At 55.2% G+C, this 13671-nt stretch carries 13 protein-coding genes; 2 read left to right on the forward strand and 11 right to left on the reverse strand.

Annotated elements, in window-relative coordinates; translation table 11 throughout:
* Positions 1 to 109: 109 nt before the first annotated feature.
* The 4 genes from gntU to WH279_RS00610 form a co-directional block, all read right to left on the reverse strand.
* Entirely contained in the window at positions 110 to 1450 is a 1341-nt protein-coding gene (gene gntU, locus WH279_RS00595; protein ID WP_339454642.1) for a gluconate transporter, read from the reverse strand.
* A 6-nt stretch (positions 1451 to 1456) separates the two neighbouring features.
* A complete protein-coding gene (gene gntK / locus WH279_RS00600) occupies positions 1457 to 1996 on the reverse strand; it encodes a gluconokinase (RefSeq protein ID WP_133846632.1) in 540 nt (179 codons plus the stop codon).
* A 206-nt stretch (positions 1997 to 2202) separates the two neighbouring features.
* A complete protein-coding gene (gntR, locus tag WH279_RS00605; RefSeq protein WP_339454644.1) occupies positions 2203 to 3198 on the reverse strand; it encodes a gluconate operon transcriptional repressor GntR in 996 nt (331 codons plus the stop codon).
* A gap of 105 nt (positions 3199 to 3303) precedes the next feature.
* Positions 3304 to 3999: a pirin family protein gene (locus tag WH279_RS00610; protein ID WP_339454646.1), complete on the reverse strand. Its 696-nt coding sequence runs from the start codon at positions 3997 to 3999 to the stop codon at positions 3304 to 3306.
* Positions 4000 to 4363: 364 nt separating this feature from the next.
* Here WH279_RS00610 and WH279_RS00615 point away from each other — a divergent pair, with 364 nt between their 5' ends.
* Positions 4364 to 4858, forward strand: coding sequence for a GNAT family N-acetyltransferase (locus tag WH279_RS00615; RefSeq protein ID WP_200642620.1), 495 nt, complete (start codon positions 4364 to 4366; stop codon positions 4856 to 4858).
* A gap of 25 nt (positions 4859 to 4883) precedes the next feature.
* Here the strand turns inward: WH279_RS00615 and WH279_RS00620 are convergent, their stop codons facing one another.
* Together WH279_RS00620 and ggt are read right to left on the reverse strand one after the other, a co-directional pair.
* Positions 4884 to 6065, reverse strand: a complete 1182-nt coding sequence (locus tag WH279_RS00620; RefSeq protein WP_339454649.1) for an aspartyl protease family protein — start codon at positions 6063 to 6065, stop codon at positions 4884 to 4886.
* Positions 6066 to 6320: 255 nt separating this feature from the next.
* Complete coding sequence (gene ggt, locus WH279_RS00625; protein ID WP_339454651.1) at positions 6321 to 8069, reverse strand: gamma-glutamyltransferase; 1749 nt, start codon at positions 8067 to 8069, stop codon at positions 6321 to 6323.
* A 155-nt stretch (positions 8070 to 8224) separates the two neighbouring features.
* On the opposite strand from ggt, the gene WH279_RS00630 reads away from it, so the two are divergent.
* On the forward strand, positions 8225 to 8512 hold the full coding sequence (locus WH279_RS00630; protein ID WP_200642617.1) for a DUF2756 domain-containing protein: 288 nt from the start codon (positions 8225 to 8227) through the stop codon (positions 8510 to 8512).
* Between the two features lie 68 nt (positions 8513 to 8580).
* Here WH279_RS00630 and ugpQ read toward each other — a convergent pair whose 3' ends face one another.
* The 5 genes from ugpQ to ugpB form a co-directional block, all read right to left on the reverse strand.
* Complete coding sequence (gene ugpQ / locus WH279_RS00635; RefSeq protein ID WP_200642616.1) at positions 8581 to 9321, reverse strand: glycerophosphodiester phosphodiesterase; 741 nt, start codon at positions 9319 to 9321, stop codon at positions 8581 to 8583.
* Positions 9321 to 10391, reverse strand: a complete 1071-nt coding sequence (locus WH279_RS00640) for a sn-glycerol-3-phosphate import ATP-binding protein UgpC (protein ID WP_200642615.1) — start codon at positions 10389 to 10391, stop codon at positions 9321 to 9323. The genes ugpQ and WH279_RS00640 overlap by 1 nt, the downstream gene beginning before the upstream one ends.
* Before the next feature lie 2 nt (positions 10392 to 10393).
* A complete protein-coding gene (ugpE, locus tag WH279_RS00645) occupies positions 10394 to 11239 on the reverse strand; it encodes a sn-glycerol-3-phosphate ABC transporter permease UgpE (RefSeq protein ID WP_133846620.1) in 846 nt (281 codons plus the stop codon).
* Positions 11236 to 12123: a sn-glycerol-3-phosphate ABC transporter permease UgpA gene (gene ugpA, locus WH279_RS00650; RefSeq protein WP_133846619.1), complete on the reverse strand. Its 888-nt coding sequence runs from the start codon at positions 12121 to 12123 to the stop codon at positions 11236 to 11238. Before ugpA ends, ugpE begins: the two co-directional genes overlap by 4 nt.
* A gap of 97 nt (positions 12124 to 12220) precedes the next feature.
* Positions 12221 to 13537 carry a sn-glycerol-3-phosphate ABC transporter substrate-binding protein UgpB gene (gene ugpB / locus WH279_RS00655; RefSeq protein WP_133846618.1) on the reverse strand — a complete coding sequence of 439 codons (1317 nt, stop codon included), beginning with the start codon at positions 13535 to 13537 and terminating at the stop codon, positions 12221 to 12223.
* Between the last annotated feature and the right edge of the window lie 134 nt (positions 13538 to 13671).

The following is a 13671-nucleotide window of genomic DNA, read 5'->3' on the forward strand; positions in this document are numbered from 1 at the left end:
GCACGCCTCAATCCTGCCAACATCGTATTAATACGTAGGGCAAGGCACGCCTCAATCCTGCCAACATCGTATTAATACGTAGGGGCGAGGCACGCCTCGCCCTTGTAGACTACGACAACAATTCGAACGCAATCATACCGATAATTGCCCCAACGGTGCCGAGGATGGTTTCCATCATTGTCCAGGTCTTCAGCGTCTGCCCTTCGGTTGCGCCCGTAAAACGGCCAAACAACCAGAAACCGGCATCGTTGACGTGACTACAGATAATCGAACCGCCGGCAATACAGATCGACAGCGCCGCCATCTGTGCACCGGAATAATGCAGCGGCTCAATCACAGGCATAATCAGGCCCACCGCCGTTAAACAGGCCACCGTTGCCGACCCCTGAATAATGCGCACGGCACCGGCCAGCACGAAGCAGGCCAAGGCCACCGGTAACCCGGCCCCGGTTAGCGCGTTACCCAGCGCCGGACCCACTCCGGAATCCACCAGCACCTGTTTGAACACGCCCCCGGCACCAATCACCAGCAGAATAATCCCCGCAGGCTGTAACGCTGCGCCGCAAATCTCCATCACGCGCTCTTTATCCATGCCCTGACGGTATGCCAGACCATAAATCGCCACCAGGCAGGCGAGCAGGATGGCGGTAAACGGATGACCGATAAACTCCAGCCACTCGTACAGCGTAGAGCCAGGCGTGGTAAAGCGTGCGCCAACAGTTTTCAGCCCGACCAGCAGCAGGGGAAACAGGATCAATGACAGACTAAAGCCAAACGAAGGCAGTTTGCTCTCATCAAATTCTGGATGATCGCCTTCCGCGGGGACACCAAAAGTCACATGCTGGCTGATGAAACGGCCAAACAGCGGTCCGGCAATCAGCATTCCCGGAATGGCGGCACACAGGCCCAGCAGGATCATCCAGCCGAAATCAGCATGCATCTGTGAAGCCAGCAGCATCGGTGCTGGCCCGGGCAGCAGAAACGCTGCCGCTGCAGCCACCCCGGCAAACAGCGGGATAACCAGCTTCACCAGGTTATCGCCGGTACGGCGCGCAACCGCAAAGGCAATGCTGATTAACAGCACCACGGCCACCTCGAAGAACAACGGCAGGGCACAAATCAGCCCGGCAATCCCCATCGCATAATGGGCGCGGCTTTCACCAAAGGTTTTCAACATACGGATGGCGATCTGATCGACCGCGCCGGTTTCATGCAGAATTTTGCCAAACATCGCGCCCAGCGCGACCACAATGGCGAGGAAACCGAGCGTACCGCCCATGCCCTTTTCCATCGTGGTGGCAATTTTATCCAGCGGCATCCCGGAGAACAGACCTGCGCCGATAGACACTAACATCAGCGCCACAAAGGCATGCATCCTTGCCTTCATCACTAAAAACAGCAGCAGCAAAACCGAGCCCGCTGCCGTTAACACCAGTGTTGCAGTACTCATTACACCCTACTTATTTTTTTCTGTCGCACCGTCAATGGTTTTGAGTGTTGCCGCAACAACGTCATCAAGTGACTGATTAATATCGACGACCAGCACATCATCTTCATCGCTGCCCGGCTCTTCCAGCGTGGCAAATTGTGTCACCAGCATCTGCGGTTTGAAGAAGTGCCCCTTGCGTGCGCGCAGACGCGACTCAATGGTATCGAAGTCACCTTTCAGATAGACGAATGAGAGGTTGCTGTTACCTTTGCGCAAAATATCGCGATAACTTTTTTTCAGCGCCGAACAGACAATCAACGACACATCGTTGGTGCGCTGCATAGCGAATGCCGCATCGTTGATCGACTCCAGCCACGGACGACGATCGTCATCATTCAGTGGATGACCTTCAGACATTTTTTCAATGTTGGCGCGTGGGTGCAGAAAATCACCATCGAGGAAGGCCGCCTTCAGTTGATGCGCAACGGCATTGGCAACGGCAGATTTGCCGCTTCCGGATACACCCATCAGTACGAAGACGTGATTAGGCGATGAATGAGTGGTCATTGTTTTGGCTCCGGCAGAGAGGTAGCAGATGTGTTCGGTTATTTGTTATCGGTAACATTGTCTGGATGTGCAGTAAGTATGGCAACAGGCACGGCGGAAAAAGCTGGTAAATGTGAGGAGGTTCAAAAAAATGACAGATTCAGACGGAGAGAGGCACAAAGGGATAATTCGATGGAGGCGAAGGGGTCGGGCATGCCCGACCCATGTTAAATACTCCCGCCCGCCAGAATCGTAAAGCCGACGTCCAGCGGTGCCGCATCTACGTTTTCACCGCGAATACGCGCCAGCAGCAGCGCCGCAGATTCATGCCCCATCCGCTCACGCGGCGTCTGCACCGTCGCCAGCGGCGGGTTAACCACATGAGCAATATCGTGGCCGTGGAAACCGGCAATCGCCATCTGATGTGGCACCTGCAGCCCCTGGCGCTGGCACTCAAACATCGCGCCGACCGCCAGGTCGTCATTAGTACAAAACAGGCTGTCGGTCTGCGGATAGCGCTTCTGCGCTTCGCACATTAGCATCGCCCCTGCGGAAAACGATGACGCGGCTTCCATCATCACGCAGCGAGGCTCCAGCCCGGCTTCCTGCATCGCCAGGCGATAGCCCTGCTCTTTTTGCAAGGTGCGTTCATCCAGGCGGGCGCCGAGATACACCGTATGGCGGTGGCCTTTTTGCAAAATGGCATGGGTCATCTGACGTGCGGCCTCGACGTTATCAAACCCGACCGCCATATCGAGGCACGGCGAGATGCAGTCCATCATCTCAATCACCGGAATGCCGGCGGTTTCAATCATGCGCAGGCTGGCAGCCGTATGGGTGCGTTCGGTGAGGATCAGGCCATCAATGTTCCAGCCCAGCAGCGAGCGCAACTGCAACTCTTCTTTTTCAGCGCTGTAACCAAAATGGCCCAGCAGCGTCTGGTAACCCGCTGCATCGGTCACCGCTTCAATACCGCGTAATACGTCGGCAAAAACCTGATTGGTCAACGAGGGAAGCAACACGCCAATCGCCCGGCTCGTGGCATTAGAGAGCATATCGGGGGCGCGATTAGGGATATAACCCAGCTCATCCAGCGCGGCAGCGATCTTGCCCTGCAGCGCGGCAGAAACCTGATCGGGATGACGCAGATAGCGGCTAACGGTCATTTTAGTGATGCCTACGCGATCGGCAACATCCTGTAGTACCGGTCTTTTTTTCTTCATCTGGCTTCAACGAATAGGAACGAGTTGAGCTGAGTGTAACAAAGATAGGGATAAAAAAGAGAAAGGGTGCGGTAAACCGCACCCAAAATGTGACAGGGAGAACACTTAGACCGGCGGCAGATCGAACAGCAGGATTTCGGCATCGCTGCTGGCAACAATCGCCAGGGATTTTTCATCCCAGATGGCAAACGCGTCAGACGTTGCTGCCGCTTCGCCGTTGACGGTCACCTGCCCTTTCACCACCTGGATCCAGATGCGACGTCCCTCTTCCACATCGACGCTACCCTGCTCAGCGGATTTCAGCGCCCAACGGGACAGCGTCATATCCTGGAACACCTTCAGCGAACCCTCACGGGCATCCGGTGACAGCACCAGCTGGCGCCCCTGCACATCGTCGAAGCGGCGCTGCGCGTAACGTGGCTCAATACCGGTTTTTTCCGGGATGATCCAGATCTGGTACAAATGCAGCGGTACGTCTTTGCTGGCGTTGTACTCAGAGTGACGGACGCCTGTACCGGCGCTCATAATCTGGAATTCACCCGCCGGGATCTGCTCTTTGTTGCCCATGCTATCTTGGTGTTCAACCGTACCGGACAGCACGTAAGTCAGGATTTCCATATCTTTATGAGGATGTGTACCAAATCCCTGCCCGCCATCAATCACATCTTCGTTAATCACGCGCAGTGCCGAGAAGCCCATAAAATTGGCATCGTAGTAATCGGCGAAAGAGAAGGTGTGGTAACTGTCCAGCCAGCCATGATTTGCATGACCACGATCTTGTGCTTTGCGTAAGTAAATCATATTCAATTCTCCTCAACGTTTTGACACAGTCTGGACCTGTAGCACTATGGATGATAGCGGATAAAATTGTCTTCTCTGTTCAAAATATTCGATATAAAAATGGAGAAAGAAACAGGAGAATTGCTGATGCGCGGAGAAAAACAGGCAAAAAAAAGCCAGCACCCGAGGCTGGCTAAGAAATACTGAAGCAATGTGAGCAATGTCGTGCTTTCTCAGTTTATGCCAGGGGCACTCCTGAAAACGCATGACAATAATAATCATTATCATTCGCACCTGTAAAGCCATTTTTTGATTATTTTTTGCTTGCTATGACGATAAAAAACCCTGATTTTAAAGAGGATTCTACACATTCAGGAGAGGGAAAATGAGTGAGATTGTTGTTCGACATGTGCTTGCGGAAGATGCGACTGCCATTTATCAGCTATACAGCCAGCCGGAAACCTATGCCGATACACTACAGCTCCCCCATCCTTCGCTAAAAAAGTGGCAGGAGCGCATCGCCTCTGTGCCGGATGGCATGCAAATGTTGGTGGCCTGCATGGATGATAAAGTGGCTGGCCAGGCCACGCTGGAAGTTAACAATCGCGCCCGCCGCCGTCATACTGCCACATTTGGCATCGGAGTCGATGTCCGTTATCGCGGCCAGGGTGTGGCGAAAGCGATGATGCGCACAATCATCGATCTCTGTGACAACTGGCTGAACGTTGAGCGCATCGAACTCACGGTCTTCGCCGACAACCATGCCGCCATTGCGCTGTATGAACAGTTTGGCTTTGAAACTGAAGGCTGCGCCCGGCGTTATGCCTTACGGAATGGCCAGCAGGTTGATGCCCTCTATATGGCGCGTTTCCGGCGGTAATCGTCTCAGGGATGCCGCTGCGTCATCAGATCCTGATCGTTTTCATTTTACCGCGACGCTCAATCTTGAGCACCAATTGCCCTGCCGGCGTGTCCGCCAGGGCAATACGGAGTTGATGAATACCTTCAGGCAGCACTTTACTGCCGTTCACTTCCACCAGCACATCTCCGTTTTGCAAACCAAAGCGGGCCAGTGCAGTCAGAGAATTAGAAAAGAACTCAACCCGATGCGCGTAATAACGAACGGAAAGGATGCGCTGCGGTTCAGGCTCGTCGCGTGTAAAGTGCTGTTCCCGATAACAAAACAGCATTTTTTTGGGTATAAAAAGATAGCTATCAAAGCGTGCCAGAAAGTTCATCCCCAGACCATATGCCCCCTGTTTGTTCTCACGTACCAACAGCTTACCCAGCGGCATCTGATTAAAACTTAAGCCCGTCAGTGAGTATCCATCACTCACCTCCTGGACAGTTAGCCCCAGAACAGGCTGATTGATGCCCGTCAGTACCGCGCTTTCAGGACGTTCGCGGCTTGCGTTAATCAGCTCATCACCGATGTAACTGTAATAGACGCCGGTATCAACCCTCATTGGAACCGGGCGATGATGATAGTCCAGCAACAGTTCAGGCCCGGAATCATAAGCATCGCGGTAGGGAACACACAACGGGTAATCCAGCGTACCGGGCGCTTGCTGCCAGATGCTGAGCTGCCCCTGTTGATTATCAACCTGCCATGCAAACTGGCGAAAAATATCCTGACCTAAAATCCCGTCAATTTTCACACCAGTCACCTGAGTGAACACACTGAGATCCATCCCCAGCCACGGCGCACTGGCGGGCAACACGCGAGCGCCAATCGCTATCGCCATCGGCTGCCAAAGCAGGAGCGCATCTTGAGGCAATGGCCCACCCGGCGTCTGAATACCCGCAGCCAGAATCGCCCGTTGCAACGCCGGAACCTGGTCACCGGGCAGCCGATGCGTCAGCTCACTCGCCAGCGCATTATCAATCACCAGCGTACTGATGCCGGTATCCAGCAGGAAATGATACTGCCTGCCGCTGATGGCCACCGGCACAATCAGAACATCGGGCCGCACGGGGCTCGTTAACAGGGGCGGTGGGGCGGCAGCAGGAGTACGGTCAGCCAGGGCCGATACTGATCCCGACAGCAGCATGGCGGAAAAAATGATGCTCAGTGCAGAATACTTCATAACCTTCCTTGTGGTGGATGCCCCCTGTTCCAGTGTGGGACCGCATAACGTTTACGTCTCTCAATCTACGTTAAAAAGAGGATAAAACGAGATTTAAGCGTGCTAATTGTAGCGAAAAAGCAAAAAAACACAGCATTCAGCTTAAATACCTCATCCAGATATCTCACTCACCTATGACACCTTGGTTTTGCGTTTTTTTGAGGCCAGTCGTGGTCTCCGGCGGGCCGATGATTTTTCCAGTCGGCCCGCATCACATCAATACCCCGCGGTTAAATCATCAATGGTGCGCGGATCTGACGCGCCGTAACGCATCCCGTCCGGGCCCAGCATAATGCTCTGCGTGCTGCCCATAGCAGACATCACCTTCACATTCTGCCCCTTCTGGCTCAGCAGTTTCAGCGTATCCGGGCTGAAGCCTTTCTCCACACGCAGCTGATCCGGTAACCACTGATGATGGAAGCGCGGCGCGTTGGTAGCTTCGGCGACGTTCATTCCGAAATCAATGCTGTTCACCACCATTTGCAGCACAGTGGTGATGATACGGCTCCCACCCGGGCTGCCCGTCACCAGCCAGGTTTTCCCGTCTTTAGCGATAATGGTCGGCGACATGGAAGAGAGCGGGCGCTTGTATGGCTGTACCGCATTGGCTTCACCGCCCACCAGACCGAAGAAGTTTGGCGTCCCCGGCTTGGCAGAGAAGTCATCCATCTCGTTATTCAGCAGAATGCCGCTGTCACCGGCGACAATGCCGCTGCCGAAGGTGGTGTTGAGCGTGTAGGTGACCGCCACCGCGTTGCCGTCTTTATCCACCACCGAGAAGTGCGTGGTCTGATTGCTTTCATACGGGGCCAGCTTACCGGGTTTAATCTCCGCGGAAGGGCGCGCTTTGGCGACATCAATCTGCTGCGCCAGCGATTTAGCATACGCTTTGCTGGTCAGCGCCTGCCACGGCACCTTGACGAAATCCGGATCGCCCAGATATTCCGAGCGATCGGCATAGGCATATTTTTCTGCTTCCGCCATCACCTGAATGGCATCTGCGCTGCCAAATCCCATCTTCGCCAGGTCAAAGTTTTCCAGAATATTGAGGATCTGCACAATATGAATGCCGCCTGATGAGGGTGGCGGCATCGAGAAGACTTCATAGCCACGGTAGGTGCCGCTGATCGGCTTGCGCTCGATCGCACGGTAGTTCGCCAGGTCCGTTTTGCTGATAAGCCCACCGTGCTGCTGCATCTCACCTGCGATCTCATCGGCAATTTTGCCTTTATAGAAGGCATCCGGTCCCTGCTGTGCAATCAGTTCGAGGCTACGCGCCAGATTGCGTTGCACCAGCTTTTCGCCTTTGAGATAAGGCGTGCCATCGGCTTTAAAGAAGATGGCTTTACTGTTCGCATGCCCCACCAGCACCTCTTTGCCGTAAACGTTCAGGTCATCCGCCAGCGAGTCATTCACCACGATGCCTTTACGTGCCAGCTCAAGTGCCGGTTTGATTAAGGTACTCAGCGGCAGGGTGCCATATTTCTGGCTGGCCAGTGAGAATCCCGCCACCGTGCCCGGCACGCCGGAGGCAAGATGGGAAGTCAGTGATTTTTTGCTGTCGGCGTTGCCCGCCGCATCCAGGAACATATCGCGGCTGGCGTGTACCGGGGCCATCTCGCGAAAATCAATCGAGGTGGTATTTCCGGACGCGGTGCGCAGCAGCATAAAACCACCACCGCCGAGATTCCCGGCCTGCGGATGCGTCACCGCCAGCGCATAACCCACGGCGACAGCGGCATCCACCGCATTACCGCCCTGCTCGAGGATTTTCACCCCCACCTCTGTCGCCGTTGCATCGACCGACGCGACCATCCCATGCTGTGCCTTCACCGGATGGAAGGTGTCCGCCCCGACCCCGTAAGAAACAGGCGGCGCAGCAGGAGCGGCAGCAGCCCCCTGCCACACCAGTAAACCCGCTAACAGCGACCACGACAGGCGCTTCAGAGTAGCTTGTGTCATCATTGTTACATCCTTTAATTATCTTTACGTTATGTTTGCCTCTGATAAATATGCACAAAAATGGATGAACTACGAGTTTTAACGCAAATCAGGAACACTCCTGGCGTGCAGATCTTGTGGCTGAAGTAGACTTAAGGCAGTAACACGGAGGAATAAAAATGAAAATGAAATGGTTAGTTATCTTTGCCGCCATTCTGCCGTTAACCGGTATGGCGAACATGCTGAGCAATAACAGCAATAACAGCAACCCACAACAGCCGGGCTACAATCCCAGCACGCAGCGTTTGCAGCAGAATATGCAAAACCAGCAGTCGCAGCAGAAGCTGAAACTCCAGCAGGATCAACAGCGTCAGCAGCAGGATTTGCAGCGGAAAATGCAGGAGCAGCGTGACAGTGCGGCCCAGCGCACCAAAGACGGTCAGGTGAAACAGCTGCCGCAGAATTGATGCTCAGGGCGAGGCATGCCTCGCCCCCTACAGTTTTACGTAGGGGGCGGGCATTCCCGACCCGTTATTCAGCGGAAATCCGGTCCAATCACATCAATGCGGTCGGTGCAGATCGCATCCACGCCCCACTGCAACAGCTCACGCGCCCGATCCGGGTTGTTAACCGTATACACCAGAATACGCAGCCCGGCCTGTTTCAGCAGTGCAACGCGCGCCTTATCCAGCAGCTTATGATTCAGGTGAATCGACACGCAGTCCAGCGTGGTGGTCAGCGCCTGCCAGTTGTCATCCCACTCATCCAGCAGCAGCCCACGTGGCAGCTCCGGTGCCGCCTGCTGTGCCGCTTCCAGCGCCTGATACGAGAACGATGACAGCAGCGGCATCACCTGCCCTTGCCACATCACCCTTGACGCCAGCGCCAGCACCCGCCCGGTTTCTGCATCCAGACCGGTGGTGGGTTTAATTTCGATATTCGCCATCAGACGATGCTGGCGGCAGCGTGCCGCGACATCAGCCAGCAGCGGCAGGCGCTCATCGGTGAACGCGCTACCAAACCAGCTACCGGCATCCAACTGGACCAGCTTGTCCCACGGCAACTGCCCTGCCACACCCCAACCATTGCTGGTGCGGTCAAGGGTGTCATCATGCAGCAGGAAAATTTCACCGTCCTGCGACAGTTTGGCATCAAACTCAATCATCCGGTGGCCCAGTTGCGCACCGATATCGATAGCGGCCAGGGTATTTTCCGGCGCCAGTTTCCCGCCGCCGCGATGGGCAACAATGGGCGGGTATGGCCAGGTCTTATTCATTAGTCGATCCGTTGTCCATGAGGGTCAAAGAAGTGCAATGACTGCGGCGGCAGATGCAGCCACAGCGTACTGCCCATCTCAGGTCGCACCGAATGCGGCAGGCGCACCACCAGTTTATTATTGCCCCAGCGGCCGTGTGCAAGGTTATCCGCTCCCAGCATTTCCAGCGTATCCACCACCAGTGGAATGCCGCCGTCCTGCCGGGAAGAGAGTTCAATATGCTCCGGACGAACGCCCATCGTCAATGCGCGATCGGCCCATTTTGCCTTCGGTACGCTCAGGGGAAGCGCCATACTGTCGCTGAGATTAAAACGTGAACCGTCGGCATTCACCTGCCCTTCCAGCAGGTTCATCGCCGGGGAACCAATAAAGCTGGCGACAAAACGCGTGGCCGGGCGCTCATAAATTTCCACCGGCGTACCGAGCTGTTCCAGCACGCCTTTATTCATCACCATCACCCGCTGCGCCAGCGTCATCGCTTCCACCTGGTCATGGGTCACGTACAGACTGGTGGTGTTCAGACGACGATGCAGCTGCTGCAGCTCCAGACGCATCTGCACACGCAGCCGGGCATCCAGGTTAGACAGCGGTTCATCAAACAGAAATACGGCCGGTTCGCGCACAATGGCGCGCCCCATCGCCACACGCTGGCGCTGGCCGCCGGACAGTTCACGCGGGCGACGTTGTAGCAGTGCTTCCAGCTCCAGGCTGCGTGCCGCTTCTTGTACACGCTGACGGATCTGTTCTTTGCCCATACCGCGAATTTTCAGGCCCCAGGCCATATTCTCTTCCACGCTCATATGCGGGTAGAGTGCATAGTTCTGGAATACCATCGCGATACCGCGATCTTTTGGCTCCTCTTCGGTCACACGGCGGGTATCAATATAAATATCCCCGCTGGTCACACGTTCCAGCCCGGCCACCATGCGCAGCAGCGTCGATTTTCCACAGCCGCTTGGCCCGACCATCACCATAAACTCACCGTCACGGATTGAGACATCCAGCGGCTGAATAATCGGGTTTATCCCATCGTAGGATTTCGTTACTGCCTGAAGTCTTACACCTGCCATCGTTATTTCTCACTCTCAACCAGACCGCGAACAAAGGCGCGCTGCATCACTAAAACAATCACGACCGGTGGGATCAGCGTGAGGATCATCGCCGCCATCACCAGGTTCCATTGGGTTGCCGCATCACCGGTGGCAATCATGCTGCGGATCCCCGCGACGGCCGTCCCCAGTTTGCTGTCGCTGACAATCAGCAACGGCCACATGTACTGGTTCCAGCCGTAGATAAAAGTGATGACAAACAGCGCTGCCAGATTGGTTTTCGACAGCGGCAGTACGATGTCCCAGAAGAAGCGCATCGGGCTGGCGCCATCAATACGTGCAGCCTCCATCAGTTCATCAGGCAGCGTCATAAAGAACTGACGGAACAGGAACGTGGCGGTGGCCGACGCCATCAGCGGCAGGGTTAACCCGCTGTAGCTGTCGAGCATATTGAGGTCGGCAATCACATCCACCGTCGGGAAAATACGCACCTCAACCGGCAGCATCAGGGTGATAAAAATCATCCAGAAAAACAGGTTACGCAGCGGGAAGCGGAACCACACCAGCGCAAACGCCGACAGCATGGAGACGGTAATTTTTCCGGTGGTGATCGCCAGCGCCATGATCAGGCTGTTAAACAGCATGGTGCTGAAGGGCGCGCTGTTTTGCCCTACGCCGTGTGTCCAGATACTGGAAATGTTATCCCACAAGTGCGTACCCGGGATGAGCGGCATCGGCACCTGAAACACCTGTTCCGTACTGAGAGTGGCGGCAATAAACGCCACATACAGCGGGAACAGCACGGTGAGGATACCGAGGCCCAGCAGGGTATGGCTGAAAATATCCAGCCCGCGTCGGTTTTCGATCATTGGTAGCGCACCTTCTTCTCGACATAGCGAAACTGAATCACCGTCAGAATAATCACCAGCACCATCAGCACCACGGACTGCGCAGAGGACGAGGAGAGATCCAGACCGGCAAAGCCTTCACGGTAAATTTTATAAATCAGCGTCGTCGTCGCCTGTACCGGGCCACCGCCCGTGGCGGCATCAATCACCGGGAAGGTATCAAAGAAAGCGTACACCAGATTGACGACCACCAGGAAGAAACCGACCGGGGCGATCAGCGGCAACGACAGGCTGAAGAAACGCCGCACCGGGCCTGCGCCGTCAATCGCGGCCGCCTCCACCAGGGATTTAGGAATAGACTGCAACGCGGCAAAGAAGAACAGGAAGTTGTAGCTCATTTGCTGCCAGATCGAGGCCAAAACGACCAGGAACATCGCCTGGCCGCTATTTTGCGCATGATTCCAGCTGTAACCCAGCAGCCCTAAGAAATGGGTAATCAGACCGAGGCCCGGACTGAACAGAAACATCCACAGCACCGCCGCTACCGCAGGGGCCACCGCATAAGGCAGCAGCATCAGCGTCTGATAAAAGCGTTTAAGGCGCAGCACGTAGTCGACCAGCGCGGCAAACAGCAGTGACACCACCAGACCAATTACGGTGACCAGACCGCTGAACACCAGCGTGGTCCAGAAGGAATCAAGGTAGTAGCTGTCGCCAAACAGGCGAATAAAGTTTTCCAGCCCGACAAACGTGCTGGAGATGCCGAAAGGATCGACGTTTTGGACCGAGTACCACAGGGCTTCGCCCGCGGGCCAGAGGAAAAAAATAATCGTGATTAACAGCTGTGGCAGCACCAGCAGGTAGGGCAGTGCTTTGGCGCGAAATACGGGACGGGGTTGGGACATAAAGGTTTATCTCGTGCGAAAAACGTCACAGGGGCCGACCGCTGTTCTGGTCGGCCCTGATGGGCGGATCGGGGATCCACCCCTACATGCGTCTACGTTATTTGGTCTGTTGTTCGAAACGACGCAGCAGTTGATTACCCCGTTCAACGGCGCTATCCAGTGCCGCCTGCGGAGTTTTCTTGCCGGTCCAGACGCTTTCCAGCTCCTCATCCACCACGGTACGGATCTGCGGCATGTTGCCCAGACGCATCCCTTTGGTGAACGGCAGTGGATCTTTGTTCAGCATCTGACGCGTCGCAATGTCCGCACCCGGGTTCTTGTCATAGAAGCCCTGCTGTTTGGTCAGCTCATACGCGGCCGTGGTGATCGGCAGGTAACCGGTTTTCTGGTGCCATTCAGCAGCAATTTCTGGTTTCGCCAGGAACTGCATGAATTTGGCGACGCCTTTGTAGGTTTCTGCATCTTTGTTTTTCATGACCCACAGGCTGGCCCCACCGATGATGGCGTTCTGTGGCGCGTTCGGCACGGTTGCATCGTACGGCATCATGCCTACGCCGTAGTTGAACTTGGCGTGGCTACGGATATCCGCCAGCGAGCCTGAAGAGGCGGTAGTGATGGCACAATCGCCGTTATAGAACTTGGCGGTGGATTCATCTTTACGGCCGAAGTAGGTGAAATCACCCTTCTTGTTCATCTCTTCCAACAGGGCAATATGGCGAACCTGCGTCGGTTTGTTGAATTCCAGTACCGCGTCAGTGCCGTCAAAACCGTTGTTTTTGGTGGCAACGGGCAGACCATGCCAGGCGCTGAAGTTCTCAATCTGGATCCAGCCCTGCCAGCCGCTGGCGTAACCACAGGTCATGCCCGCTTTACGCAGTGCTTCCGTATATTTCGCCAGATCCTGCCAGGTTTTTGGCGGCTGCTCTGGGTCAAGGCCGGCTTTTTTGAAGGCGTCTTTGTTGTAGTACAGCACCGGGGTGGAACTGTTAAATGGCTGGGAAATCAGCTGGCCTTTGGAATCGCTGTAGTAGCCTGCCACCGCGGGCACAAACTGCTTCGGATCCATCGCAATGCCCGCGTTTTTAAACACTTCATTGACCGGAACAATCGCTTTCGATGCCATCATCGTGGCCGTACCGACTTCGTACACCTGCAAAATCGCTGGGGCTTTGCCAGAACGAATGGCAGCAATACCCGCTGACATGCTCTGCTCGTAGTTACCTTTGTAGGTTGGTACGATTTTATAGTCAGGGTTTTCTGCGTTAAAGCGGGTGGCCAGCGAGTTAACTTCTTCACCCAGCGCACCTTCCATTGAGTGCCAGAATGGGATCTCAGTGGCGGCCAGCGCATTGGCGCTAAGAGTCAGTCCCAGTACCACGCTAAGTGCGGTATGACGAAAGGCGATTGATGACATGTCGGTTTCCTGTACCCGGTGTTATAAGGCGCGTTATCGCGCATTCTTTGAGTCGGGAGGTAACATGACATGCGAAAATGACAGAAAAATAACGAAGTTATGACAGTGGGGTGACAGCGAGGTGACGGTCGAGG

It is taken from the genome of Erwinia sp. MYb375, assembly GCF_037479175.1.
Lineage (GTDB): Bacteria > Pseudomonadota > Gammaproteobacteria > Enterobacterales > Enterobacteriaceae > Erwinia > Erwinia rhapontici.

Bases quoted from the DNA above. Each gene is read 5' to 3' on its own strand.
- gntU (WP_339454642.1), bottom strand. From the start codon at position 1,450: ATGAGTACTGCAACACTGGTGTTAACGGCAGCGGGCTCGGTTTTGCTG.
- gntK (WP_133846632.1), bottom strand. From the start codon at position 1,996: ATGACCACTCATTCATCGCCTAATCACGTCTTCGTACTGATGGGTGTA.
- gntR (WP_339454644.1), bottom strand. From the start codon at position 3,198: ATGAAGAAAAAAAGACCGGTACTACAGGATGTTGCCGATCGCGTAGGC.
- WH279_RS00610 (WP_339454646.1), bottom strand. From the start codon at position 3,999: ATGATTTACTTACGCAAAGCACAAGATCGTGGTCATGCAAATCATGGC.
- WH279_RS00615 (WP_200642620.1), top strand. From the start codon at position 4,364: ATGAGTGAGATTGTTGTTCGACATGTGCTTGCGGAAGATGCGACTGCC.
- WH279_RS00620 (WP_339454649.1), bottom strand. From the start codon at position 6,065: ATGAAGTATTCTGCACTGAGCATCATTTTTTCCGCCATGCTGCTGTCG.
- ggt (WP_339454651.1), bottom strand. From the start codon at position 8,069: ATGATGACACAAGCTACTCTGAAGCGCCTGTCGTGGTCGCTGTTAGCG.
- WH279_RS00630 (WP_200642617.1), top strand. From the start codon at position 8,225: ATGAAAATGAAATGGTTAGTTATCTTTGCCGCCATTCTGCCGTTAACC.
- ugpQ (WP_200642616.1), bottom strand. From the start codon at position 9,321: ATGAATAAGACCTGGCCATACCCGCCCATTGTTGCCCATCGCGGCGGC.
- WH279_RS00640 (WP_200642615.1), bottom strand. From the start codon at position 10,391: ATGGCAGGTGTAAGACTTCAGGCAGTAACGAAATCCTACGATGGGATA.
- ugpE (WP_133846620.1), bottom strand. From the start codon at position 11,239: ATGATCGAAAACCGACGCGGGCTGGATATTTTCAGCCATACCCTGCTG.
- ugpA (WP_133846619.1), bottom strand. From the start codon at position 12,123: ATGTCCCAACCCCGTCCCGTATTTCGCGCCAAAGCACTGCCCTACCTG.
- ugpB (WP_133846618.1), bottom strand. From the start codon at position 13,537: ATGTCATCAATCGCCTTTCGTCATACCGCACTTAGCGTGGTACTGGGA.